This is a genomic window from Mesorhizobium sp. M0621 (assembly GCF_040320745.1).
In the GTDB taxonomy this organism is placed as follows: Bacteria; Pseudomonadota; Alphaproteobacteria; order Rhizobiales; family Rhizobiaceae; genus Mesorhizobium.
In genome coordinates this window covers 1-22,856 of the sequence record NZ_JAMYQF010000069.1, presented here as the reverse complement: position 1 = coordinate 22,856, position 22,856 = coordinate 1, and the positions used below count along the sequence as shown (strand labels likewise).

The following is a 22,856-nucleotide window of genomic DNA, read 5'->3' as shown; positions in this document are numbered from 1 at the left end:
CGGGCGGGAAAGAGTTACTTCTCTTCGGCGGCGGGAGCCGCTTCGGGTGCAGCCACTTCAGCCGTCTCTTCCGTCTCCGGCTTCATCGCCGACGAACCGGCAATGGTCGCGATGGTGAAGTCGCGGTCGGAGATCACAGGCTTCACACCGGCCGGCAGCTTGACCGCCGAGATGTGGATCGAGTCGCCGATGTTGGCGCCGGTGAGATCGACGGTGATGAATTCCGGGATCGCATTGGCCGGGCAGTGGAACTCGACTTCGTGACGCACGATGTTGAGCACGCCGCCGCGCTTGATGCCGGGCGACTTCTCTTCATTGATGAAGTGGACAGGCACGTCGACATTGACCTGGGTGTCTTTGCCGATGCGCAGGAAGTCGACATGGACAGGGAAATCCTTGACCGGGTCGAGCTGGAAGTCCTTCGGCAGGACCTGGATCTTCTTGCCGTCGACATCGATCGTGGCGATCGTGGTCAGAAACCCGCCGCCATGGATCTTGTAGTAGATGTCCTTGTAGGTGAGTGCGATAGCCAGGGGAGGCTGCTTGTCACCATAGATTACTGCAGGCACTTTACCGTTGCGGCGAACTGCACGGGCGGACCCCTTACCGACCTGTTCGCGTGCTTCGGCCTTGAGCTCGTAAGTGTCGTGGCTCATGGCATTTCCTTTCGGTTTGTTCTGGAGCGCTCACGGTTGGCAGAGTGCCTGGACCGTAAACGTCGAAAGCCGACATACCCATGCATGATCTGGTCCGAAAACCGGAATCCACTTTTCGGGATCATGCGGGAAGGCGGCCTTCCGCCGCGTTGCCTCCAAGGGTGTCTACGCGGGTGGCGGCTCTATAGCCGAAGGCGGCCGGGGGTGCAAGCCAAAGGCTCGTCCGCCGGCGCGCGGTCCGGGGCGGTGATTATCCACGCTTTTCGATGACGGCATAGAGCACGTTGCGGTTCTCGCCAAAGAACACCTGCGCGTCGACGGCGTTGCGGTCGACGCTGGCATTGACGATGTTCCACATATCGACCTCCGACCGCAGCAGCAACACCCAGTCCATGAACGTCTCCCGGTATCCGGCGTCAGGGGTGCCCTCGGCGTAGTTCGCAAACAGGAATGTCCCGTTCGGCTTCAACATCTGCAGGCACGTCTTCGTGAGCTTCACGGCGACGTTATGGGCGAGGTAGTCGTAGAGGCCGGAGGCGTAGACGAAGTCGAACTTGCCCAGTTTGTGGCCTCTCGTCAGCACGGTTCGCACCGAGCCGTCGATGGCCTCGACCGCGGTGCCCTGGAAGTCGCGCGCGATCAGCCCGACGCTCTGGGGATCCTGGTCGAGCGCAACCCAACGCTTGAGACGGCCCTCTGCCAGGGCGACCGAGCGATTGGCCTCCCGCAAATGGCCGGCCGCTATCGCCAGGACCTCGGTTTGGGATCCGTTCTTGGCCGCGATCTCATCGACATATCGGGTCAAGAGATCGCGTCGTTCCCGTGCCGCGACGCATGACGGTACGTTCTGGGTGTGGCTGTAAAGGGCTTTGCCGATCTCCGAGGCGCTCGCCACGCTCTCTGCCACGTGGGGATCGCAATAGATGTAGTCGAGCAACTGCGCGTCGCCGGAATAACCCCGAGGCTTGGTGAAGGACCAGTGGGTCAGCGGATCCTCGAGAAAATACTTCAGGATCGGGTGGTTCTGCGCCACCGGTATCAATGCATGCCAAACGTCGGGATGAACCTTGGAACGCAGCGCGCTTAAGTAGGAGAGCAGGCGACCAACGATTTCGGCGGGATCCTTGCTCTGTTCGACTTGCTGGTGTGTCGCGTGGAGAATGAGCGCCAGCTCCGCGCGAGCGGTTTCGAACGCTTCGCCATGATGCTCGAGCTTCCCTCGAGGGAGGCTGCCGGCCAGCATCTCGGCAGTAATCAAGCTTTTGCCATCAAGAACGGTCTGCACGCCATCACTCCATAGTTAACAGTCAGTTAACTTATTGCGTAGAATGCTCCATTTGCCAATGACGTCCCGAGCGCATTTTAGCGGTATGATTAATTTTCCGCTAACTATCTTTATTCATTGCATATCTTCCGGGCCGGATTCCAGGTTCGAGTTAACGGAAACTTGTCCTGCGCGATTGCATTTGTATGCGTAGCGTCGCAATCGCTGTCGCGTCCCAGGGAGTCGGCCTGCGTGGGGGCAGAAACTAGAAATGAGTTCGGAGCCGAAAATCCCCATCAAACGGGGTTTGTTGTGATGAACGATCACGCGTCATCCGCGTTGGCCGATAGTGCTCACACGGAACCGTACGAACCGCGCTACGAACTGGGGGCGGACGAACTCCGCGCCCTTTACCGTACGGAAGCTCACGCGACGCGGAGGGGGGAAGCCCGGCCAGGGCTTTGGATCGCCGTTGTCATCTATCTCTTGTTTTCGGCAACGGATCTGCTGCTGATTCCAGATGTGGCCGTCTATACGATCACGGCGCGCTTCGCGGTCGGACTGACCGCGCTTTTGATCCTGGAAGAACAGCTTCGCCGGGGTGCCGCAACGCAATGGCTCGACGTGACATGCGCGGGAGCCATCATCTTTGGCTATGTCGGTTGGCTGTGCCCTGCTGTTTTCGGTGCGGACAAGGAAAGCGTCTCCTACTATATGGTCTTCGGCACTATCTTCATGATGAGTGCCAATCTTTTCTTCACGTTCAATTTTAGACTTTCGATAGTAACCTCTGCAATAATTTTATGTATACTTTATATCGTAAACTATTTCGTGCCTTCTACCATAACATACAAAATGGTATTCGGAGCTTTCTACGTTTCTTGTTTCACATTCACCTCATATGTGAACTGGAAACTGAATGAGGAACGCTACAACGTCTTCCTGAACGCCCTGGAAGCCAAGATCCAGCACAACGAGGCGACTGAACGCGGTAAGGCCTTGCTGAGATTGTCGCGGACCGATCCGCTTACGGGTCTGGAGAACCGGCGGGCGATCGACGAGAAGCTGCGGGATTACTGGAGTGACTGGCAAAAGGTTGGCACCAGTTTTGGGGCGATCCTCATCGACGTGGACTTCTTCAAAAAGTTCAATGACTGCTACGGCCATCAAGAAGGCGACCGCTGCCTGATCCATGTCGCCAATGCGCTTAGCGATATGATCAAGCAGTACAATGGCTCCATCGGCCGCTATGGTGGTGAAGAGTTCATCGTCCTTGCTCGCATGGAGAAAAAAGAGCAGATTCTGGATATCGCGGAAGCCATTTGCAGCACGGTGGAGAACCTGGCGCTTACCCACGAGCTGCGGCGCGACGGCGTCTCGATCGTGACGGTGAGCGTTGGCGCTGCATTCACCAGGACGCAGACCGGCGCCAAGCTGGAGAAGATCATTCACGAGGCCGATCGCGCGCTCTATCTGGCAAAAGCCGGTGGCCGAAACTGTGCCCGGCTTTTCGACCCAACCGATCCCCAGAGCAGCGACGAGAGTGAGAACATTGCGGCTTTGCTGAAGATCGCTATCGGCCAGAACCTCGTTTCACTCGTTTATCAACCTATCCAGGATATCAAAACGGACCGGGTTGAAGCCGTGGAGGCTCTGATGCGCCTCAAAATGCTGGATGGCACATCGGTTCCGCCGAGCCTGTTCATTCCCGTCGCGGAACGAACAGGCGCTATCCTGGAACTCGGGCGCTGGGCAATAAGGACAGTGTGCGCCGAACTCCTCGCGGACGACCACGTTCGTGTCGTCAGTGTCAACGTCTCTCCAATCCAGCTCAAGACACCCGGTTTCGCAACGTCTGTCGCGACCATTCTGGGCGAGACCGGCGTCGCCGGCAGCAGGCTGGCCTTCGAAATCACCGAAGGACTGGAGATGGAGATGCATTCGGACATACTGCGCTGCATCAGCGATCTGAAGCTGCTCGGGATCAAGATATGGCTTGATGACTTTGGGACTGGCTTCGCGGGCCTTTCGTGGCTTCGTCTGATCGATTTCGATACTGTGAAGATCGACCGTTCGTTTCTGCACGACTGCAGCGCCCCGAGCGGCAAGGCAATGCTTCAGGACATTATCACCCTGGTTCGAAATCGCGGCCACAAGATCCTGGTCGAAGGGGTGGAAACCGACGAACAGATGACCCTTATGCGCGAATTCGGCATAGACAAGATCCAGGGCTTCCATGTCGGCCGCCCCGCTCCCGCCGTTAGTTTTCAGGCAAAGCGGTCCATGCGCAAACGGTCATTCACCGTGCTTAAGTCCGCGTGACGGTACGCTATGGCTCGAGACGCTTCTCAGGCGCTCCGTCGCCGCGAAACCTGGCTTTCGTGATGTAAGGCGGCTGGGCCCAGCTATTCCTGATTGCCGGTCAACGCATTGCGCAGCGCCTGGATTTGCCGGTTCAGCGTATCGAGCTGTGCCAGTGTCATGCCCGAGCGCTCGATCAAGGTCTCGTTCAGACAGTTGCACTGGACCAGCAGCGCGCGCCCGGCGGCGGTCAGATCGACCTGCACCTGGCGCTCGTCGACCTGGCTGCGCTGGCGGGTCACCAGGCCTGCCTGCTCCATCCGCTTCACCAACGGCGTGACGGTGCTCGATTCCAAAGCGAGCCTGTGCGCGACCGTGCCGACCGACATGCCGTCCGCTTCTGCCAGCGCGTTGAGCACCAGGTACTGCGGGTATGTGATCCTCATCTCGTCCAGCATCGGCTTGTAGGTACGATTGATCGCCATGCTGGTGGCGTAGAGCGTGAAACAGAGCTGATTGTCTAACGGGAGAGGCACGGCGAATTCCTTGTTGCCGACGCGGTCGTCAACTCGATACCACGAAAAAAGATATCGCGATACATATTTCCGTAGACAAGAGTTTTGGGCTGCGTTAGCTATATCATTATCGCGATATTGTTTATCACGAAAACAACATAAGGAGATTGAGATGACCTCGGAATCCAAGCCCAGCTCAGGCAGCGGCACGATCACCACCAAGGACGGAACGCAGATCTACTACAAGGACTGGGGTACGGGGCAGCCTGTTGTCTTCCATCACGGCTGGCCATTGAGCAGCGACGATTGGGACGCCCAGATGCTGTTCTTCCTGGCACAAGGCTACCGCGTCATTGCCCATGACCGCCGGGGTCACGGCCGCTCGACCCAGACGGATATCGGCAATGAGATGGACACCTACGCCGCCGATGTCGCGGAACTCGCCGCCCATCTCGACCTCAAGGGCGCCATCCATGTCGGCCATTCGACGGGCGGCGGCGAAGTGGCGCGCTATGTCGCGAAGTATGGCTCCGGCGGCCGTGTCGCCAAGGCGGTGCTGATCGGCGCAGTGCCACCGATCATGCTCAAGACCGCATCCAATCCCGGCGGCCTGCCGATCGAGGTCTTCGATGGCTTCCGTTCTGCCCAGGCAGCCAACCGCGCCCAGTTCTTCCGCGATGTTCCGGCCGGTCCGTTCTATGGGTTCAACCGTCCGGGCGCGGAGGTCTCGCAAGGGATCATCGACAATTGGTGGCGCCAAGGCATGATGGGTGGCACCAAGGCGCACTACGATTGCATCAAAGCCTTCTCGGAAACCGACTTCACCGACGATTTGAAGGCAATCGACGCGCCGGTGCTGGTCATGCATGGCGACGACGACCAGATCGTTCCCATCGCCGACTCGGCGCTGCTGTCGGTCAAGCTGCTCAAGAAGGGCGAGCTCAAGATCTATAAGGGGTTCCCGCATGGCATGGCGACGACTCATGCCGATGTCATCAATGCCGACCTCTTGGCCTTCTTCAAGGCCTAGGATATCTTCGAAGAAAAAGGCACCCGCCATCGGGCGGGTGGCTTTCTTGCCCGGTTCAGGTCTAGCGGGTTGCAGCGGCTGCCTGAGCCTTCCTGGCTTCCTTCATGTTCGGCAGGAACACGGTCAGCAGCCCAAGCAGCGGCAGATACGAGCAGATCTGGAAGACATAATCGATGCCTTTCATGTCGGCGACGACGCCAAGCACCGCAGCCGCGATGCCGCCCATGCCGAAGGCGAAGCCGAAGAAGATGCCGGCGATCATGCCGACACGTCCCGGCACCAGTTCCTGGGCGAAGACGACGATGTTGGAGAAGGCCGACGATAGGATCAGGCCGATCAGCACCGTCAGCACCATCGTCCATTCCATATTGGCGTAGGGCAGAGCCAGCGTGAAGGGCAGCACGCCGACGATGGAGAACCAGATCATCGCCTTCTGTCCATAGCGGTCGCCGAACGGGCCGCCGAGCAGGATGCCCAGCGCCGAGGCGCCGAGGAACAGGAACAGCATGACCTGCGACATCTGCACCGAAACGCCGAACTTATGGATGGAATAGAAGGTGTAGTAGCTGGCGAGGCTGGCGATGTAGGCGTTCTTGGTCAGCACCAGCAGTGTCAGCACCGCCAATGCCCACATCACCTTGCGGCGCGGGAAGGGCGAGACGAAGCTTGCCGTCTTGCGGTTGCCCTGTGCGGCGCGCAGCCGGCTGTACCAGCCGCCGACCTGCCACAAAACGATGATGCCAATCAGCGAGCCGACGGCGAACCAGGATATGCTGGTCTGGCCGAAGGGCACGACGATGAAGGCGGCCAGCAGCGGTCCCATGGACTGGCCGAAATTGCCGCCGACCTGGAACAGCGACTGCGCCAGACCGAAGCGGCCGCCGGAGGCGAAGCGGGCGATGCGCGAGGATTCCGGATGGAAGATCGCCGAGCCGATGCCGATCAGCGAGGCGCCGATCAGAAGCAGATAGTAATGCCCGGCATAGGCCAGCACGATCAGGCCGATCAGCGACGACGCCATGCCGTAGGGCAGCGAATAGGGCATAGGCCGCTTGTCGGTGATCATGCCGATCAGCGGCTGTAGCAAGGATGCGGTCACCTGGAAGGTGAAGGTCAGGAGGCCGATCTGCCAGAAATCGAGGCCGTAATTCTCTTTCAGCAGGGGATAGATGGCCGATAGCAGCGACTGCATGATGTCGTTGATGCAGTGGCAGAAGCTCACCGCCAGGATGACGGTGAAGGCCGTCGCCTGGGCTGAAGCGTAACTGGCGCTCGCCGGTGCGGCGACGCTGGCGGCTGTCGTATCGGTCAAGGTAAGGCTCCGTGGTCTTTTTGGCGGGCAGGCCCGCAGGCAGTTGACGGACGCTCCTGCGGCCGCCTTAAGGACTGTGCCTTATAAGCCGCTTGCCGCACGACTTCTTTCGTGCTTTGGTCCAATAGTTTCGCAAGTGGGCCATACAGGATGCCGCACGGCAAAGAAGTCTTTCACGCCGGCAATGCCAATCTCGGTCAGTTGCACGAGAGCCGCTGGCAGTGGCTGGAGCAAGTGGCCGGGCCGGCGGTGGCGCTGCCGACCGAGTATCCGGATGGCTACCGTGTGCCACAGCACCGCCACAGCCGCAGCCAGCTGCTGCATGCGCTGGTCGGCGTGGTGCTGGTGACGACGCGCTACGGGCGCTGGATGGTGCCGCCCGACCACGCGATGTGGATTCCAGCCGGCACCGAGCATTCCGTCGAGATGCTGGGCGATGTCTCGATGCGTTCGGTCTATGTCATGCCGCAGGCGATTCCCGGGCTGCCCGAAGGCTTGCGCGTCGTCGGCGTCACCGACCTGATGCACAGCCTGATCGTGGAATCGGAAAAGCTGCCACAGGGCGGCGAGCTGGAAGGGCGCGGCGGGTTGATCATGAATCTGCTGCTGCACGAAATCCCGACCCTGCCGGAACGGCCGCTCGGATTGCCGTTTCCATCCGATCCCAGGCTGTCGGCACTCTGTCGGCGCTTCGTCGCCGCACCTTCGCCGCACGCGACGATCGACGAGTGGGCCGATGCCGCCGGCATGAGCCGCCGCTCCTTTACCCGCGCCTTCCAGCGCCAGACCGGACTGTCACTGTCGACATGGCGCCAGCAGGCCTGTCTGTTCGCGGCGCTGCCGCGGCTGGCCGATGGCGAACCGATCACCAGGGTGGCGCTCGATCTTGGCTACGACAGTGTGCCGGCCTTCATCACCATGTTCAAGCGCATGCTGGGCGCGTCGCCGCGTGGCTATATGCGTGGCGCACGCGAAAGCGTCGAAGTCGCTCGCCGCCTGATTGGCCCGGTTCGACTGGAGAGTCCTGCGCCGTAAGGTCAGGTATCGGTCTTAGTCGAAGAGGCTCGACACCGATTCCTCGGTCGCCGTGCGCGAGATGGCTTCGCCCATCAGATCGGCGATCGAGATGACGCGGATGTTGGGAGCGTCGAGCACGCCCTGCGTCGGCTGGATGGAATCGGTGATCACCAGTTCCTGCAATTTCGAGCCGCTGATGCGGGCCACCGCACCGCCCGACAGCACGCCGTGCGTGATATAGGCGGTGACGCTGGTGGCGCCGTTGGCCAGCAGCGCATCGGCGGCGTTGCACAGCGTGCCGCCGGAATCGACGATGTCGTCGATCAGCAGGCAATCCTTGCCGGCGACCGCGCCGATGATGTTCATGACTTCCGATTCGCCGGGACGCTCGCGGCGTTTGTCGACGATGGCCAGTTGCGCGTCGAAGCGCTTGGCAAGCGCGCGGGCCCGTACCACGCCGCCAATATCGGGCGAAACCACCACGACGTTGCCGAGTTGCTTGTATTTTGCCTTCACGTCGCGGGCCATGACCGGCACGGAAAACAAATTGTCGGTCGGGATGTCGAAGAAGCCCTGGATCTGGCCGGCATGCAGGTCGAGCGTCAAGACGCGGTCGACGCCGGCGCGGGTGATCATGTTGGCGACCAGCTTGGCCGAGATCGGAGTGCGGCCGGAGGCGCGGCGATCCTGCCTGGCGTAGCCGAAATACGGGATGACCGCCGTGATGCGCTTGGCCGACGAGCGCATGAAGGCATCGATCATGATGAGCAGTTCCATCAGGTGATCATTGGTCGGGAACGATGTCGACTGCAGGATGAAGACATCCTCGCCGCGCACATTTTCCTGGATTTCGACGAAGATTTCCTGGTCGGCGAAGCGCCTGACAGTGGCCTTGCCCAGCGGGACGTTGAGGTACCGGGCGACCGCTTCGGCCAGCACCCTGTTGGAATTGCCCGCGAAGAGTTTCATGCACCGTTCCTGGTGGAGGATGGAAAGCCCTGACGGACTCGCTTGCGCCCTTTAACCGGGCTTTTAGCGGCCCGCGCCGGTATTGCAAGCGCCGAGATCGGGAATCCGCCGGCTAAACTCAAGAAAGCTCCGCGCCATCGCCGGCAGGCAACAGGAAGCAGCGGACTTCCGCCGCTTCTCCTCTCGTTTGGGCATCGGATTTTCCCAAGACCGTTTCCACTTTTGGTCCGATGCCCCTAGCCGGCCTTGCCGCCAAGCCAGGCCGCGAATTGGTCGATGGTCTGGTCGGCGATCGCCTGCATGGTGGCCGGCGAGACCGCCTTCCAGCTGTCGCCGCCTCCGCTGCCGCCGGAATTGACCGAAGGCGCCTTCTGTTGGCCGTTGATGCGATGCAGGCGGTTGCCGGCCGGATCATAGACGTCCCAGACATAGATGACTGTGGTGTCCGCGCCTTCCGACATCGTCGAGAAATAGCCTTTAAGCACATGGGTCGCGGCCGCATCGGCGCTGCCGGCCAATGTAATGCCGCGCTGCCTGGCGCGGGTCTGCAACTCCGCCGTCAGCGGTGTCGCGGCTTCCACCGACGCGCCGACGATCGGCGCGATCTGCAGGCGGGTCTTCGACAGGATGGCAGCGCTTTGGGCCGATGTGACCGGTGTGGTGGTGGTTGCTGGAGCGCTCGCCGTGCTGGTGGCAGGCGGGGCCGGTGCCGGAACCGCTGTTGCCGCGTTGCCGGGCTGCGTCTGTGCCGATGTCGCCGGCGGGGTGATCGCCGACGGTTCGAGCACGTCCTTTGCGTTGGTGCAGGCGCCAAGAGCCAATGCCACAAGCAATGACACGGTCGTCACATGCGATCGTCTCATTTGCCTTCTAACTCCTTGGCGAAAAACGCCTCCCATTATGGATTCACTGTACGATCAAGTCGAGATCATGGCGGGACAGGGGCTTCGGCTGGGATTCGGTGGTCAGGTAGGTGCGGCCAAGCGTCATCGCCGTCTCGGTGTCGGAATCCATGATGATCATGTGGGCGAACAGCGTCATGTTCGGCGCGATCGGTTCGGGGTTGCCCTGGTAGAACATCGGCATGTCCATCCAGGATGGCGTGAAGCGGGCGCCGACCGAGTAGCCGCAGGCGTTTAGCCGGTGCTTGGTCAGGCCGTGTGCCTCCATGGTACGGGCGTGGGCATCGAACACGTCGCCGAAGCTGTTGCCCGGTGCCATCGCCTTCTCGACGGCCAGAAGAGCGGCGCGGGCCGCGTCAAACAGCTCCTGATGGCGCTTCGAGACCTTGCCGGTCAGCACCGTGCGCATCATCGGCGCATGGTAGTGGTTGAAGACGCCGGCCCATTCGAGCGTCAGCTGGTCGTTCTTGGTGAGCTTGCGGCGGCCGGCCTTGTAGCGGCACAGCAGCGCGTCGACGCCGGAACCGATGATAAACTCGTTGGCCGGATAATCGCCGCCGCCGGCGAAGATCGCGCCCTGCATGGCGGCCAGGATCAGGGCTTCGTCGCCGCCCTGCTTGATCAGCGGCAAAGCCGCATCGAGCGCGTCGTCGGAGAGATTGGCGGCTTTCTCGGCCTTGGCGATCTCGGCCGGGCTCTTGAACAGGCGCAGCCGGCCGACAATGCCGGATGCATCGGCGATCTGGCCGAAGGTCTGCAACTGCTCATCCAAGCGGCGGCCGTTGAAGGCGGTCAGGCCATGAGTGTCGTATTCGACGCCGATGCGGGCGCCGAGCAGGTCGAGCTCGTTGAGCAGATTGCGCAGGTCGACCGCCGGATTGGCGCCGTTGCGGTCGGTCCACAGAACGATGTTGTCGATGATCGAGGTCTGGCGCGCCTGACGCAGATCAGCCGAGCGGGTCAGAAGCACCATCGAACCGTCGGCCTTCACCACCAGGCACTGGAAGAAGCAGAAGCCGAACGTGTCGTAGCCGGTCAGCCAGTACATGCTCTCCTGCGCGAACAGCAGGATGGCGTCGAGCTTCTTCTCGGCCATTTCAATCATCAACCGGTCGCGCCGCGCGTCGAATTCCGATCGTTCAAAATGCAGCGCCATTATTGTCTCTCCAAAACGATTGCCGAAACCTGCCGGCCATAATCGGGCTCCTTGCGGTGCGTGGTGCGCCGGTAGGAGTAAAACAGATCTTTCTCGGCATAGGTGCAGCGGCCGAGGCCCTCGGCCGTCACGCCGGCCTTGGCCAGCCGGTCGACCGTGTAGCGATTGAGGTCGAACATCGCATGGCCGGCGTTGGCCGAAGGCGCGAAATAGCTGTTATTTTCGGCGTCGGCCTCGACAAAGCGGGCAACGAATTCTGGCCCGACCTCATAGTTATCAGGGCCGATCGAGGGACCGAGCACGGCGACGATGTTGTCGCGACGGGCGCCGAGGCTTTCCATGGCGAGGATGGTGTTTTCGAGCACGCCTGTGAAAGCGCCTTTCCAGCCGGCATGTGCGGCGCCGATGACTCGCGCCTGCGGCTCGGCGAACAGCACCGGGCCGCAATCGGCGGTCGAGGCGCCGATGGCGATGCCGGGCCGGTCGGTGACGATGGCGTCGGCCTTGGGGCGCTCGCCCGCAAAGGGCTCCCGGGCGATGATGACATCGGGCGAATGGATCTGCCAGGCGGTCAACAGATGGGTTGCCGGTACACCCATCCAGGCGGCGACACGGCTACGGTTCTCGGCCACGAGCGCCTGGTCGTCATTCGATCCGGTGCCGATGTTGAGGCCCTGATAGATGCCGCTGGAGACACCGCCGACGCGGGTGAAATAGCCGTGGCGGATGCCTTGTGCCTGCGCCTTGTCCAGCAGCGGCGACCGAACGGGATCCGGGTTGGTCTGATTCAGCATGCGGGCGTTGTTGTCCGTGTAGGCGGTTTCGTCAAGAAGAAGGTGCTTCGTTGAAGAGAAGGCGGGCTGGCGGTCGGGCCGCTCTTTTTGCCAGACGGGAGATTGGGAGGGGCGGCGGTGAAAAGTCAATCCGCCGTGGCAAAGGGCCGAACCCCCACGCCGTGCGGCAGCACCGCAAGCACCTTGAACAGTTCGCCCATGGCTTGCGGGCCGGCGAGGCGTTCGACGGCCTCGGTGATCTTGTCGCGCGCGGCCTGGGAGGCATCGGCGCCGAGCCGGCCGGCGCGCTCGAGGATACCCATGCCGAGCAGGAAATCGCCCTGCGTCGACAGATGGGCGTCAAGGCCGTGCGCGCGCACGGTTGCGGCAAGGGCGGCGAAATCGACATGGGTGGTCAGGTCGGCCTCGCCGGGGTTGGCCAGCACATCTTCGTGATTGTGGCCGCGCAAGGCCTGCAGCGTGTCGCCGATACCCGGCTGGAGATGGCCATAGTCGAGGAATAGCCCGGCGCCGCCGTGCCCTTCTATGCGCTCGGCGATGGCCGCCATCAGTGCGGTGCGGGCCGGCGCCACTTCGACGATAGCGCCTTGCGGCGCTTCGGCCGCATCGACGGGCAACAAGGTCGGGTCAACCGAGCCGGCGCCGGCGAAGAAGCGCAACGCGTTGGTGTCATCGAGGCCGATCATGCGCTCGCGCCAGCCGGCGCCGGCGCGGACGAACTGACGGACGGGCACGGCGTCGAACAGTTCGTTGCCGACGATGAATAGCGGCTGCCGCGGCAAGGTGTCGATGGTTTCGTGCCAGCGAACCGCAAAGGGTGTGACGCCAAGCGTCTGTTGCTGCACCTCGGCCAGACGCGGGCTGGTCTCGATCATGGCGAATGTGGCGCCGTTGGCCAGATCGGGATCAAGCCGCGACAGCGTGCGCAGCATGTCCTTCATCAGCGTGCCGCGTCCAGGGCCGATCTCGGCGATGGTGGCCGGCAGCGGCCGGCCGCTCGCCAGCCAGGCCTGGTACATCCACACAGCGACCAGTTCGCCGAACATCTGGCTGATCTCGGGTGCGGTAATGAAGTCGCCGGCCGCACCAAAGGGCTCGCGCGTCGTATAATAACCATCCTGCGGGTCGAACAGGCACAGAGCCATGTATTCGTTGACGGGAAGAGGCCCCAGTGCCTCGATCAGGTCGACGATGCGGGTTTTCAGCCGTGTCATGCCGGCTGCGGCTGCGGCACCGGCTTGGCGGTCAGCATCGCCCAGATGCCGGCCAGCACCATCGGCGTCGACAGGATCATGCCCATGGTCAGCCAGTTGGTGCCGAGGAGATAGCCGAGCTGCTGGTCGGGCTCGCGGAAGAACTCGACGAAGATGCGCGACAGGCCATAGCCGCAGATGAAGGCGCCGCCGACGAAGCGCGGCGTCTTCAGCTTGAGGCGCGAATGGGTCAGGATGCGCAGCACGAGGAACAGCACTACGCCCTCGAGCAACGCCTCGTAGAGCTGGCTCGGGTGGCGGGCAAACGGGCCGCCATTGGGGAATTCGAACGCCCAGGGCACGTCGGTTGGCCGGCCCCACAGCTCGGAATTGATGAAGTTAGCGACGCGCACCAGGCCAAGGCCGACCGGCACGCCGGCGGCCACGACGTCAAACAGCGACCATGTGCGGATGCCGCGCTTTACGGAAAACAGCGTCATGGCGAGGATGACGCCAAGCAAGCCGCCATGGAATGACATGCCGCCTTGCCAGACTGCAAAGATGTCGAGCGGGTGCGCAATGTAGCGCGCCAAATCGTAGAACAGCACATAGCCGGTGCGGCCGCCGAGCACGACACCGATGGCCGCCCAGACGATGAAATCGTCGAGGTCCTCCGGTTTCATAGGCAGGACGCCGTTCGGCCACAGCTTGGCATTGGCGGCAAGCCGCTTGGCATACCACCAGGCAAACAGGATGCCGACGATGTAACCGACGCCGTACCAATGCACCGCCAGCGGCCCGATCTGGATGAGGATCGGGTCGATGTTGGGGAAGGGCAGGGAGGCCAGCGGCAGCGGGAAATATTCGTTCAACTGGGAACTCTTGGTTGCGATCGCGTTTGGCGGACCATGCGGCAGGGTTTTGGCAGGGTCAAGGCAAGGGGTTGCCGTCAGTCGTCGGGGAACAGGATTGCCCCGAGGTCCATCGCGCCATGCAGGACGTGTAATATCTCCACGGTTTCAGCGCTAACGCGATAGAAAATCAGATAGTTGCCGTGGACGCGTCGCCGAATGCCTGAGGATCGATGCCGCTCGAAGAGTGAATACCGTTCAGGCATGGCACGCAACTCGACACAATCGTGGCGAAATTCCTGGATGAACGTCGCAGCACGAAACGGGCTCTCCAGTGCGATATGGTCGCCAATGGCTTCAAGGTCTGCCTCCGCCTGATTGGTGAAGACCAGCCGCTTCACTTGCTCTTCTCTGCCATCGCTCTGTATCTGGCCTCCAGTCGGTCAAGCACCTCGTCTGCGGGCTTCACCCTCCCGGCATCAGCATCCGAAATGCCTTTGGCGAGAGCGGCATCGAGAGCGGCAAGGCGCTTCTCCCGCTCTTCGACAAGGCGCACGCCTTCGCGCAGCACTTCGCTCTTCGAATTATAGCGACCGGTGCTGACAAGCTGGTTGACGATGTCTTCGAGACGGGTGCCTAAGTCTGCGCTAATGGCCATGTCGGTGCTCCTGCGAACTGCTCCAAACAATAATAGTTATTGACCGGATTTGCCAGTGTTTGGATAAAGGGTGGATCCGACGTGATGCCGCAGCAGGCTCCAACGTTCTTGCATTCCGCGCGCAGCGCCACTACGTCAATTTGAGCAAGCGAGGATCTGCCATGTCGACCGGACCGAACCGCATTCTCGATGAATTCGCCAAGCTGATGACCGACGCCGCCGGGGCCGCCCAGGGCGTCCGCCGTGAGGTGGAGACCGCCTTCAAGGGGCAGGCCGAGCGCATTCTCAACACCATGGATGTGGTGCAGCGCGAAGAGTTCGAAGCCGCACGCGAGATGGCCGCCAAGGCTCGGGAAGAAAACACCCGCCTTGCCGCCCGCATCGAGGTGCTCGAGGCGAAGCTTGCCGAACTGGCTGGCGACGCCGCACCGGCGGCGGCGGCCAAGCCCCGCGCAAAAAAATAATCGTTAAACTTTTCCACATAGCCCGATCCTGAAAAGCGCTTTGCCGTGAATCGCTTAACGGCATTGCATGAATCTTTGTGACAGCGGCTTTCCACATGCGAATGACGCAGTGCGAAAAATTGGGCTGTTCACGCGACTCCCGATCAATAGACTGAATTTGTTGCATGATTCGGAGCAGGGTCATGCGGCCGGGCGGTGGGGTCCGGTCTGGGGTCTTTGTGTCGAGAAGTGCTCTTTGCGCGAAGAAAGTCCTGGCCGTCCGAGTTCTAGATCAGATTGTTCGTTGTGTGTGCCCTCCCGCGGAGCGTGTGGCGGCGCTCGTACAGAACGACAGGAAGCATTCCATGGAACTTCTCGAACTCGAATTGTCCCGCGAAATCCATCCGGTGGATGTTATCGAGCAGGTGGCCCACAACAACGACTGGTCCTTCGAGCGGGCTGGCGACGACGAGATTTCGATCTCGGTTGCCGGAAGCTGGACCGACTATCACGTCTCCTTCTCGTGGATGGAGGACTTCGAGGCGCTGCACCTGGCCTGTGCCTTCGACATCAAGGTGCCGGAGACCCGCGCGCTGGAAGTGATGCGGCTGCTGTCGCTGATCAACGAGCAGATGCTGTTTGGCCATTTCGACCTCTGGGAGCAGGAGGGCGCGATCATGTTCCGTCAGTCGCTGCTGCTGGCCGGTGGAGTCGAACCGTCGAGCCAGCAGGTCGAAGTCTTGCTATCGTCGGCGCTGGAAGCCTGCGAATGCTATTTCCAGGCTTTTCAGTTCGTCGTCTGGTCGGGAACCTCGGCCAAGGACGCGCTGGCCGGTGTGTTGTTCGAGACCTACGGCAACGCCTGAACCACAGTAGGCAGACAAGACAGAGATGAGTTCGAGCAGCGCGCTTAAGCCCGAGATCAGTTTTGCCGATTTCGATCGTGTCGACATCCGCGCCGGCACGATCGTCGAAGCCGAACCTTTTCCGCAGGCGCGCAAGCCGGCATTCAAGCTGAAGATCGATTTCGGCGCCGGCATCGGCATCAAGAAATCGTCGGCGCAGATCACCAAATACTATACGCCTGAAACGCTGATCGGCCGGCAGGTGTTCGCGGTGGTCAATTTCCCGCCGCGCCAGATCGGCCCGTTCATGTCGGAGGTGCTGACGCTCGGCTTTCCCGACGAAGAGGGCGCCGTCGTGCTCGGCGCCATCGAGCGCAGGGTGCCGGACGGCGGCAGGTTATTTTAGGCCGCCAGCTTCCGCGTCGTTCCCAGTGCTTCCTCGACCGTGTCGAGAAACATTTCAGCGCAGGCTTTCCAGCTATAGCGCATAGCGCGTTCGCGCGCCTCGGCGCGGTCGACGTTGAGCGCGGCGAGCGCTGCCTCGCGCAGGTCGTTCGAAACCGCGCCGCCAAAACCGTCGCCGACGATGTCGATCGGTCCAGTCACCGGATAGGCAGCGACCGGCGTGCCGCTGGCAAGCGCCTCGATGATGACGTTGCCGAACGTGTCGGTGCGGCTGGGGAAGACGAAGACGTCGGCCGAGGCGTAAATCTCGGCCAGTTCGTCATTGGGGCGGTGGCCCAGGAAATGCGCCTGTGGGTACTTCGCCTTGAGCCTGGCAAACTCCGGACCCTCGCCGACGACCACCTTGCTGCCGGGCAAGTCGAGGTCGAGGAAGGCGCTCAGGTTCTTTTCGATGGCGACGCGGCCGACGCAGAGGAAGACCGGCCCGGGGAAGCCGAGATCCTTCTTCTTGTCCGGCCGGAAATGGTCGGTGTCGACGCCGCGCGTCCACGGCCTCAGCTTGGTGAAGCCGCGCGCCGAGAGGTCGTCGGCGAGCGACTGGGTGGCGACCAGCGTGCCCTGGCCGGAATTGTGGAAATCGCGCAGCCAGCGATAGGCCCAGCTCTCCGGCACCGGCAGGCGGGCGCTGAGATATTCGGGAAAGCGCGTGTGATAGCTGGTGGTGAACGGCCGGCCGGCATTGCGGCAATAGCGCCGCGCCATGATGCCGAGCGGACCCTCGGTGACGATGTGGATATGGTCGGCCTTGCCGGCTTCGATCAAGCGCGCGACATGGCCGGGCGTGGTCAGCGCCAGCCTTATGTCGGGGTAGGTCGGCAAGGGCAAGGTGTGAAAGATGTTGGGTGTCAGGAAATCCACGGCGACATCGAAGGATTTCAGCGTTTCGGTGAGCCGCTCCAGCGTGTGGACGACGCCATTGACCTGCGGGCGCCAGGCGTCGGTGACCATCAATATGCGCATGGCGGCCCTTTGCAGGAAAGGTCGACGGTTGCCTTGAGACGATGCCGGAACGGCGACCAGCTGGCTACCCTCACTTCGCTCCAGCGCACCCGGGCGGGCACGGGGTCGAAGTGAGGCGGCAAGGCCGAATCAATCGAGGTCGCGCGCTTCATTCGCGCTCTTGACCATGGTTTCATGACGGGCGGATGAAGCCCGTGTTTTAGTGGAGCAAGATCTTGTCCGAAAATCGGTTCCCACTTTTCGGGATCATGCTCCGCTATGCTGGAACCTTGATGACGGCGCGCAGGCCGCCGAGCGGGCTGTCGTCCAGGGTGATATCGCCGCCATGGCTGCGGGCGATGTCGCGGGCAATCGACAGGCCGAGCCCGGTGCCGCTGGCGTCGAGGTTGCGCGCCTCGTCGAGCCGCACGAAGGGCTTGAACACGTCTTCGCGCCTGTCGGCCGGAATGCCCGGGCCGTCATCGTCGATGGTGACCAGCAGCGAGCCGCGGCCATGGGTGGCGTTGACCTCCACTGTCTTGGCATAGCGGAAGGCGTTGCCGATGACGTTGGACATCAGCCGGGCGAAGGCGTTCGGCCGCACATGCACATCGGGATCGCCGGCAAGCGTCGTCGACAGCTTGCGCTTGCGCAGCCTGGCTTCCTCGTCGAGTTTCTGGAAATAGGCCTCGAGATCGAACCGTCCGGCATCTTCCGAAGCCTCGCCGCGGGCAAAGGAGAGATAGCCTTCGAGCATCGACTGCATGTCGTCGATATCCTGGTCGAGCGCCGCCTTGGTCTCGGCCTTGCCGCCTGCCAGCGCCAGCTGCAGCTTGAAGCGGGTGAGGATGGTTCTGAGATCATGGCTGACGCCGGTCAGCATGGCGGTGCGTTGCTCGATCTGACGTTCGATGCGCTCGCGCATCTGCATGAAGGCAAAGCCGGCGCGGCGAACCTCCTCGGCGCCGCGCGGCCGGAAATCGCGCGGCATCGGCCGGCCCTTGCCGAAGCTTTCGGCGGCTTCGGCAAGCGTCAGGATCGGGCGGATCTGGTTGCGCAGGAAGGGAATGGCGATCATCAGCAGCACCAGCGAAGTGCCGACCATCCAGATCAGGAAGATGTGGGTGTTCGAGGCATAGGCCTGGCTGCGGCGCACGAAGACGCGCAGCACCCTGTTCTCGAGCTGGACGCGCACCTCGACGATGTTGGAATTGCCGACCGTGTCGATCCAGAACGGGCGGTTGATCTGGCGGGTGATTTCGGACGACAGAACATCGTCGAGGATCGAGAAGAAGGGTTTAGGCCCCGGCGGCGGCAAGGGGTCGGGCGGCAGCAGGTCGACCTTGAGCTGCATGCGGTCCTGGGCGATGCGGATGATGTTGGTGTAGTCCGCGTCGTGCGGATAGGTCTCGATCAGGTCGATGATGGCGGCGATGTCGCGTACGGTGGCCTGCGACAGGCGCTGCGTCACGGTTGCCCAATGGCGCTCCATGAAGACGAAGGCGACGACCGATTGCAGCAGGATCATCGGCGCGATGACGATGATCAGCGAGCGGGCATAGAGCCGCTTGGGCATATAGAGCGACACAAGGCGCCAGAACCGGTTCCAGGCGCGCGGCACCGCCTTCAGCGTCCGCGTCGCGCGTGCGCTCAAGCCGCCATTGCCCGGCTGTTCCAGTTCCGTGGTTGCCATCCGCTCTTTTCGCTTGCCCGCAGCCGTTCAGCCGGCCGCAGGCGGCATTCTATTCCACGCTGAGCCGATACCCAATACCGCGCACGGTCTGCAGCCAGACCGGATTGGACGGATCGCGCTCGATCTTGCGGCGCAGCCGGTTGATCTGGACGTCGATGGTGCGCTCGCCGACTTCCGAATCGTCGCCGACAAGCTCGTGGCGGGGTATCGTCTCGCCTGCTCGCGCGGCGAAGATCGCCAGGATCTCCTGCTCGCGATCGGTCAGCTTCAGCGCCTCGCCGCCACGCTTCAATTCGCGCCTGGCGATCTGGAAGGTGTAGGGGCCGAAAACCAGCTGTTCGACCTTGGGCGTTGTCGCCGGGCCACCGCGGCGCAGGATGTTGTTGATGCGCAGGATCAGCTCGCGCGGATCGAAAGGTTTTGGCAGGTAGTCGTCGGCGCCGGCCTCCAGCCCACTGATGCGGCTATCGGTTTCCGACAGCGCCGTCAGCATCAGGATCGGCACGTTCTTTTCGGCGCGCAGCGACTTTGTCAGGTCGACGCCCGTCTCACCGGGCATCATGACGTCGAGCACCAGAAGGTCGAAGTCGAGGCCGGCGAGCTTGCGCCTGGCTTCGCCGGCATTGCCGGCGACGGTGACGCGAAAGCCGTTTTCGGTCAGATACTGCTTGAGAAGATTGCGGATGCGGGTGTCGTCGTCGACGACAAGCAAATGCGGCGCGTCGTCGTCCGGTGCGGCCGCGTGATCGACCCGTTCAGTGCTCTCCATGGTTTTTCCCTGACATTTTTGCGGACCCCACGTCGATCTGCGCCCTCAGTTCCGGATCGACCATCGCTTCGAGGAACCGTTCCACCAAGGTCCGTTCGGTTATTCCGGAATCTCCCAATGCAGCATGGATGCGGCGCGACTGTGGCCGTGCCAGCGCCAGCGCCAGCGCACGGCCCTTGGCCGTCGGATAAAGCTCGCGTTGGCGGCGGTCGCGCGGACCTTGCAACTGCACGACATGGTCGGTGTCGATCAATTGCTTGAGCACGCGGGCCAGGCTCTGCTTGGTGATCTTCAGCACGTCGAGCAGTTCGGCGACCGTCAGGCCCGGCCTGCGGTTGACGAAATGCAGCACCCGGTGGTGGGCGCGGCCGAAGCCGTAATCGGCCAGGATCTGATCCGGATCGGAGGTGAAGTCACGATAGGCGAAGAAGAGCAGTTCGATGATGGCGAAGTCGATGCCGTCCTCGTCCGTGATCGCGGTCCTGATCGGTTTCCCGGCTGCGTGGCTTCGATCCGTCATCATTTCTCCGTGGGAAAGAGAGATTATGTCAGTACTATTGACGTAATTTTCCTGCAATGGTAATTTTTGACAAGCTTTTGGGCGGATTGCGAACGAAAAGGCAAGGCAAGCCGGTTTTTCCGGAACTTCCTGAGTTTGCCAGAGCGCAATTATCCGCTTACGCTCCAGCACAATGGCCGCTTTGCGCGACCGACACGAAACACACAACGATACAACACTATGCGGGCTGCCGCCCGCGGGAGGTTACCATGGCATCCGTTCCCTTCGATCAACTGGATGGCTTCATCTGGATGAACGGCGAATTCGTCCAATGGGGTGAGGCCAAGGTCCATGTGCTGACCCATGGCCTGCATTACGCCAGCGCCGTCTTCGAGGGCGAGCGCGCCTATGGCGGCGAGATATTCAAGCTCAACGAACACACCGAGCGCCTGCACGAATCGGCGCGCCTGCTCGGCTTCAAGATTCCCTATTCGGTGGCCGAGCTCAACGAAGCCTCCACCACGCTTCTGAAGAAGCAGGATTTCCAGGATGCCTATGTCCGGCCGATCGCCTGGCGCGGCAGCGAACAGATGGGCGTTTCGGCGCAGAACAACCGCATCAACTGCGCCATCGCCATCTGGCAGTGGCCGAGCTATTTCGATCCGGCGCAGAAGCTGAAAGGCATCCGTCTCGATGTGGCGGAATGGCGCCGGCCTGACCCGCGCACCGCACCGTCCAAATCGAAGGCCGCCGGCCTCTACATGATCTGCACCATGTCCAAGCATGCCGCCGAGGCCAAGGGCTATGCCGACGCCATGATGCTCGACTGGCGTGGCCAGGTCGCGGAAGCGACCGGCGCCAACATCTTCTTCGTCAAGGACGGCAAGATCCACACGCCCAAGCCCGATTGCTTCCTCGACGGCATCACCCGGCGCACGGTCATTGGGCTGGCCAAGGATCGCGGTCTGGAGGTGATCGAACGCGCCATCCTGCCGGAAGAGCTGGAGGGCTTCGAGCAATGCTTCCTGACCGGCACCGCGGCGGAAGTGACGCCGGTTTCGGAGATCGGACCTTACCGATTCGAGGTCGGTGAAATCGCCAAAAACCTTATGAACGACTATTCTGCCGCCGTTCAACCCAAGCACGCGATCGCCGCAGAATAACGATAGTCACAGCTTTTTTAGCAAGCAGGGGCGGTTTTAGGGCCGCCCCTTTTATTTAAGCATTCTTGCATTTGACTTTCGTCCAATTCGGCGTCTCATGATGCTGTCGGCCCGGGAGGCTGGCAGCTATGGAGGGACTAATCATATGGACATGAACACGCTTCTTCCGATCATCATACAGGTGATTACAGGTATCATCGGTGGTCAGGCGGTCGGTGCGGCGCTCAAGACGGCGGCGATGGGTCAGCTTCCCAAAATCCTGGGCGGAGCCATTGGCGGCGTCGGCGGTGCGGCGATCCTCGGCAGCCTGCTCGGCGGCGGTGCGGTCGATCCGGCCGCGGCTGCGGCGGCAACGAGCGGTCTCGGCAGCGCGCTGAACCTGCAGAACATCGTCGGCGGTGCCGGCGGCGGCGCGATCCTGACCGGCATTCTCGGTGCGGTCATGGGCGCCATGAAGAAGTAAGCGGGCATTCGTCTTTTCAAATGGGCGGCTTCGGCCGCCCATTTCCGTTTTAGGGCTACTGACTGTTCGTCTTTCGAAGGGTGGACGCCCTTCACTGGCATCTCTACATCACCGCTGGCATAGCGAAAGGACGATCATGGGTCAGCTCAATGCCGGCATCGTGCCGGTCACACCGTTCCAGCAGAATTGCACCATCCTGTTCGACATGGACGACAAGCATGGTGTCGTCGTCGATCCGGGCGGTGATATCGACAAGGTGCTGGCGGCGCTGAAGGACAATGCGATATCAGCCGGTGCGATCTGGATAACGCATGGCCATATCGACCACGCCGGCGGCGCCATGGAACTGAAGGAAGCGCTCGGAGTCGAGATCATCGGCCCGCACGAGGCCGACAAGTCGCTGCTCGACAATCTTGAAAACCAGGGCAGGCGCTATGGCATCGCGGGCGCGCGCAACTGCGTGCCCGACCGGTTCCTGACCGAAGGCGAGACCGTCTCGTTCGGTTCGCATGTGTTCGAGGTGTTGCACTGCCCCGGCCACGCCCCCGGCCATATCGTCTACTACAACCGCGCGGCCAAGTTCGCCCATGTCGGCGACGTGCTGTTTCGCGGTTCGGTCGGCCGCACCGACCTGCCGGGCGGTGACCATGCGGCGCTGATCGCCTCGATCAAGGACAAGCTCCTGGCGCTCGGCGACGATATCGGCTTCATCTGCGGCCATGGTCCCGGCGGCCGCTTCGGCGAGGAGAGGCGTACCAATCCGTTCCTGGTCTAGGCTGTGCTGATATTCAGCTGAGGCTGGCCTGATCTGAATCTCAACGCACCCTGGCGCCCTTTGGCGATCCGATCGAAATAGGGGCTCAATAGTCGACCGTGAACTATCCGCAAGCCGTTGATCTGGCATGTTGATTGAGGCGGATAGCGGCTTTTGGATTGCAGGATTAGCGGTTTATGGGGGC

25 protein-coding genes are annotated in these 22,856 nt (G+C 61.9%); 9 read left to right on the top strand and 16 right to left on the bottom strand.

The window, feature by feature from the left end:
- Positions 1–14: 14 nt before the first annotated feature.
- On the bottom strand, positions 15–656 hold the full coding sequence (locus tag NKI38_RS29880) for a 50S ribosomal protein L25/general stress protein Ctc (protein WP_352627605.1): 642 nt from the start codon (positions 654–656) through the stop codon (positions 15–17).
- A 250-nt stretch (positions 657–906) separates the two neighbouring features.
- On the bottom strand, positions 907–1,899 hold the full coding sequence (locus tag NKI38_RS29875; RefSeq protein WP_502899405.1) for a class I SAM-dependent methyltransferase: 993 nt from the start codon (positions 1,897–1,899) through the stop codon (positions 907–909).
- 336 nt (positions 1,900–2,235) lie between these two features.
- On the opposite strand from NKI38_RS29875, the gene NKI38_RS29870 reads away from it, so the two are divergent.
- Positions 2,236–4,242, top strand: a complete 2,007-nt coding sequence (locus NKI38_RS29870; protein ID WP_352664012.1) for a putative bifunctional diguanylate cyclase/phosphodiesterase — start codon at positions 2,236–2,238, stop codon at positions 4,240–4,242.
- Between the two features lie 83 nt (positions 4,243–4,325).
- On the opposite strand, the gene NKI38_RS29865 is transcribed toward NKI38_RS29870, so the two are convergent.
- A complete protein-coding gene (locus tag NKI38_RS29865; protein WP_352664010.1) occupies positions 4,326–4,757 on the bottom strand; it encodes a MarR family winged helix-turn-helix transcriptional regulator in 432 nt (143 codons plus the stop codon).
- A 151-nt stretch (positions 4,758–4,908) separates the two neighbouring features.
- On the opposite strand from NKI38_RS29865, the gene NKI38_RS29860 reads away from it, so the two are divergent.
- Positions 4,909–5,766 (top strand): alpha/beta fold hydrolase, encoded by an 858-nt coding sequence (locus NKI38_RS29860; RefSeq protein WP_352664008.1) that lies wholly within the window; start codon positions 4,909–4,911, stop codon positions 5,764–5,766.
- A gap of 61 nt (positions 5,767–5,827) precedes the next feature.
- On the opposite strand, the gene NKI38_RS29855 is transcribed toward NKI38_RS29860, so the two are convergent.
- On the bottom strand, positions 5,828–7,078 hold the full coding sequence (locus tag NKI38_RS29855) for an MFS transporter (protein WP_352664006.1): 1,251 nt from the start codon (positions 7,076–7,078) through the stop codon (positions 5,828–5,830).
- 150 nt (positions 7,079–7,228) lie between these two features.
- Between NKI38_RS29855 and NKI38_RS29850 the strand changes: the two genes are divergently transcribed.
- Positions 7,229–8,113, top strand: a complete 885-nt coding sequence (locus NKI38_RS29850; protein WP_109659781.1) for an AraC family transcriptional regulator — start codon at positions 7,229–7,231, stop codon at positions 8,111–8,113.
- 15 nt (positions 8,114–8,128) lie between these two features.
- Here the strand turns inward: NKI38_RS29850 and NKI38_RS29845 are convergent, their stop codons facing one another.
- The 8 genes from NKI38_RS29845 to NKI38_RS29810 form a co-directional block, all read right to left on the bottom strand.
- Positions 8,129–9,064 (bottom strand): ribose-phosphate pyrophosphokinase, encoded by a 936-nt coding sequence (locus NKI38_RS29845; protein ID WP_013530002.1) that lies wholly within the window; start codon positions 9,062–9,064, stop codon positions 8,129–8,131.
- A gap of 236 nt (positions 9,065–9,300) precedes the next feature.
- Positions 9,301–9,927 (bottom strand): hypothetical protein, encoded by a 627-nt coding sequence (locus NKI38_RS29840; protein ID WP_352664004.1) that lies wholly within the window; start codon positions 9,925–9,927, stop codon positions 9,301–9,303.
- 43 nt (positions 9,928–9,970) lie between these two features.
- Positions 9,971–11,122 (bottom strand): M24 family metallopeptidase, encoded by a 1,152-nt coding sequence (locus NKI38_RS29835; protein ID WP_352664002.1) that lies wholly within the window; start codon positions 11,120–11,122, stop codon positions 9,971–9,973.
- Positions 11,122–11,916, bottom strand: coding sequence for a peptidoglycan editing factor PgeF (pgeF, locus tag NKI38_RS29830; protein ID WP_352664000.1), 795 nt, complete (start codon positions 11,914–11,916; stop codon positions 11,122–11,124). The genes NKI38_RS29835 and pgeF overlap by 1 nt, the downstream gene beginning before the upstream one ends.
- Positions 11,917–12,041: 125 nt before the next feature.
- Positions 12,042–13,130: a class I SAM-dependent methyltransferase gene (locus NKI38_RS29825; protein ID WP_352663998.1), complete on the bottom strand. Its 1,089-nt coding sequence runs from the start codon at positions 13,128–13,130 to the stop codon at positions 12,042–12,044.
- On the bottom strand, positions 13,127–13,981 hold the full coding sequence (gene lgt, locus NKI38_RS29820; RefSeq protein WP_352663996.1) for a prolipoprotein diacylglyceryl transferase: 855 nt from the start codon (positions 13,979–13,981) through the stop codon (positions 13,127–13,129). Before lgt ends, NKI38_RS29825 begins: the two co-directional genes overlap by 4 nt.
- A gap of 77 nt (positions 13,982–14,058) precedes the next feature.
- On the bottom strand, positions 14,059–14,361 hold the full coding sequence (locus NKI38_RS29815; protein WP_352663994.1) for a type II toxin-antitoxin system RelE/ParE family toxin: 303 nt from the start codon (positions 14,359–14,361) through the stop codon (positions 14,059–14,061).
- The gene (locus tag NKI38_RS29810; protein WP_352663992.1) at positions 14,358–14,618 is read right to left on the bottom strand and encodes a type II toxin-antitoxin system ParD family antitoxin; all 261 of its coding nucleotides are present in this window, start codon (positions 14,616–14,618) and stop codon (positions 14,358–14,360) included. Before NKI38_RS29810 ends, NKI38_RS29815 begins: the two co-directional genes overlap by 4 nt.
- Before the next feature lie 161 nt (positions 14,619–14,779).
- On the opposite strand from NKI38_RS29810, the gene NKI38_RS29805 reads away from it, so the two are divergent.
- The 3 genes from NKI38_RS29805 to NKI38_RS29795 all read left to right on the top strand — a co-directional run bounded on the left by NKI38_RS29805 (position 14,780) and on the right by NKI38_RS29795 (position 16,312).
- Positions 14,780–15,082 carry an accessory factor UbiK family protein gene (locus NKI38_RS29805; RefSeq protein WP_352663990.1) on the top strand — a complete coding sequence of 101 codons (303 nt, stop codon included), beginning with the start codon at positions 14,780–14,782 and terminating at the stop codon, positions 15,080–15,082.
- Between the two features lie 344 nt (positions 15,083–15,426).
- Positions 15,427–15,927, top strand: coding sequence for a type III secretion system chaperone family protein (locus tag NKI38_RS29800; protein WP_269905202.1), 501 nt, complete (start codon positions 15,427–15,429; stop codon positions 15,925–15,927).
- Positions 15,928–15,952: 25 nt separating this feature from the next.
- The gene (locus NKI38_RS29795; protein ID WP_352627618.1) at positions 15,953–16,312 is read left to right on the top strand and encodes a tRNA-binding protein; all 360 of its coding nucleotides are present in this window, start codon (positions 15,953–15,955) and stop codon (positions 16,310–16,312) included.
- On the opposite strand, the gene NKI38_RS29790 is transcribed toward NKI38_RS29795, so the two are convergent.
- From NKI38_RS29790 to NKI38_RS29775, 4 genes are all read right to left on the bottom strand, one after another.
- The gene (locus NKI38_RS29790; protein ID WP_352663988.1) at positions 16,309–17,331 is read right to left on the bottom strand and encodes a glycosyltransferase family 4 protein; all 1,023 of its coding nucleotides are present in this window, start codon (positions 17,329–17,331) and stop codon (positions 16,309–16,311) included. The two genes, NKI38_RS29795 and NKI38_RS29790, sit on opposite strands and share 4 nt — an antisense overlap.
- A 256-nt stretch (positions 17,332–17,587) precedes the next feature.
- Positions 17,588–19,003 (bottom strand): ATP-binding protein, encoded by a 1,416-nt coding sequence (locus tag NKI38_RS29785; protein WP_352663986.1) that lies wholly within the window; start codon positions 19,001–19,003, stop codon positions 17,588–17,590.
- A 49-nt stretch (positions 19,004–19,052) separates the two neighbouring features.
- Positions 19,053–19,772: a response regulator gene (locus NKI38_RS29780; RefSeq protein WP_013530014.1), complete on the bottom strand. Its 720-nt coding sequence runs from the start codon at positions 19,770–19,772 to the stop codon at positions 19,053–19,055.
- Positions 19,759–20,292, bottom strand: coding sequence for a MarR family winged helix-turn-helix transcriptional regulator (locus NKI38_RS29775; protein WP_352627718.1), 534 nt, complete (start codon positions 20,290–20,292; stop codon positions 19,759–19,761). Before NKI38_RS29775 ends, NKI38_RS29780 begins: the two co-directional genes overlap by 14 nt.
- Before the next feature lie 248 nt (positions 20,293–20,540).
- Here NKI38_RS29775 and NKI38_RS29770 point away from each other — a divergent pair, with 248 nt between their 5' ends.
- The 3 genes from NKI38_RS29770 to NKI38_RS29760 all read left to right on the top strand — a co-directional run bounded on the left by NKI38_RS29770 (position 20,541) and on the right by NKI38_RS29760 (position 22,672).
- Entirely contained in the window at positions 20,541–21,434 is an 894-nt protein-coding gene (locus NKI38_RS29770) for a branched-chain amino acid aminotransferase (protein WP_352663984.1), read from the top strand.
- A gap of 145 nt (positions 21,435–21,579) precedes the next feature.
- Positions 21,580–21,897 (top strand): hypothetical protein, encoded by a 318-nt coding sequence (locus NKI38_RS29765; protein WP_292189671.1) that lies wholly within the window; start codon positions 21,580–21,582, stop codon positions 21,895–21,897.
- 136 nt (positions 21,898–22,033) lie between these two features.
- Positions 22,034–22,672, top strand: coding sequence for an MBL fold metallo-hydrolase (locus NKI38_RS29760; protein WP_352663982.1), 639 nt, complete (start codon positions 22,034–22,036; stop codon positions 22,670–22,672).
- Positions 22,673–22,856: the final 184 nt, after the last annotated feature.

Excerpts from the sequence above, each read along its gene's own strand:
- NKI38_RS29790 (WP_352663988.1), bottom strand. The coding sequence starts at position 17,331 with ATGCGCATATTGATGGTCACCGACGCCTGGCGCCCGCAGGTCAATGGC.
- NKI38_RS29780 (WP_013530014.1), bottom strand. The coding sequence starts at position 19,772 with ATGGAGAGCACTGAACGGGTCGATCACGCGGCCGCACCGGACGACGAC.
- NKI38_RS29860 (WP_352664008.1), top strand. The coding sequence starts at position 4,909 with ATGACCTCGGAATCCAAGCCCAGCTCAGGCAGCGGCACGATCACCACC.
- NKI38_RS29775 (WP_352627718.1), bottom strand. The coding sequence starts at position 20,292 with ATGACGGATCGAAGCCACGCAGCCGGGAAACCGATCAGGACCGCGATC.
- NKI38_RS29840 (WP_352664004.1), bottom strand. The coding sequence starts at position 9,927 with ATGAGACGATCGCATGTGACGACCGTGTCATTGCTTGTGGCATTGGCT.
- NKI38_RS29825 (WP_352663998.1), bottom strand. The coding sequence starts at position 13,130 with ATGACACGGCTGAAAACCCGCATCGTCGACCTGATCGAGGCACTGGGG.
- NKI38_RS29795 (WP_352627618.1), top strand. The coding sequence starts at position 15,953 with ATGAGTTCGAGCAGCGCGCTTAAGCCCGAGATCAGTTTTGCCGATTTC.
- NKI38_RS29810 (WP_352663992.1), bottom strand. The coding sequence starts at position 14,618 with ATGGCCATTAGCGCAGACTTAGGCACCCGTCTCGAAGACATCGTCAAC.
- pgeF (WP_352664000.1), bottom strand. The coding sequence starts at position 11,916 with ATGCTGAATCAGACCAACCCGGATCCCGTTCGGTCGCCGCTGCTGGAC.
- NKI38_RS29835 (WP_352664002.1), bottom strand. The coding sequence starts at position 11,122 with ATGGCGCTGCATTTTGAACGATCGGAATTCGACGCGCGGCGCGACCGG.
- NKI38_RS29805 (WP_352663990.1), top strand. The coding sequence starts at position 14,780 with ATGTCGACCGGACCGAACCGCATTCTCGATGAATTCGCCAAGCTGATG.
- NKI38_RS29850 (WP_109659781.1), top strand. The coding sequence starts at position 7,229 with ATGCCGCACGGCAAAGAAGTCTTTCACGCCGGCAATGCCAATCTCGGT.
- NKI38_RS29880 (WP_352627605.1), bottom strand. The coding sequence starts at position 656 with ATGAGCCACGACACTTACGAGCTCAAGGCCGAAGCACGCGAACAGGTC.
- NKI38_RS29785 (WP_352663986.1), bottom strand. The coding sequence starts at position 19,003 with ATGGCAACCACGGAACTGGAACAGCCGGGCAATGGCGGCTTGAGCGCA.
- NKI38_RS29760 (WP_352663982.1), top strand. The coding sequence starts at position 22,034 with ATGGGTCAGCTCAATGCCGGCATCGTGCCGGTCACACCGTTCCAGCAG.
- NKI38_RS29800 (WP_269905202.1), top strand. The coding sequence starts at position 15,427 with ATGGAACTTCTCGAACTCGAATTGTCCCGCGAAATCCATCCGGTGGAT.
- NKI38_RS29875 (WP_502899405.1), bottom strand. The coding sequence starts at position 1,899 with ATGCTGGCCGGCAGCCTCCCTCGAGGGAAGCTCGAGCATCATGGCGAA.
- NKI38_RS29845 (WP_013530002.1), bottom strand. The coding sequence starts at position 9,064 with ATGAAACTCTTCGCGGGCAATTCCAACAGGGTGCTGGCCGAAGCGGTC.
- NKI38_RS29765 (WP_292189671.1), top strand. The coding sequence starts at position 21,580 with ATGGACATGAACACGCTTCTTCCGATCATCATACAGGTGATTACAGGT.
- NKI38_RS29870 (WP_352664012.1), top strand. The coding sequence starts at position 2,236 with ATGAACGATCACGCGTCATCCGCGTTGGCCGATAGTGCTCACACGGAA.
- NKI38_RS29770 (WP_352663984.1), top strand. The coding sequence starts at position 20,541 with ATGGCATCCGTTCCCTTCGATCAACTGGATGGCTTCATCTGGATGAAC.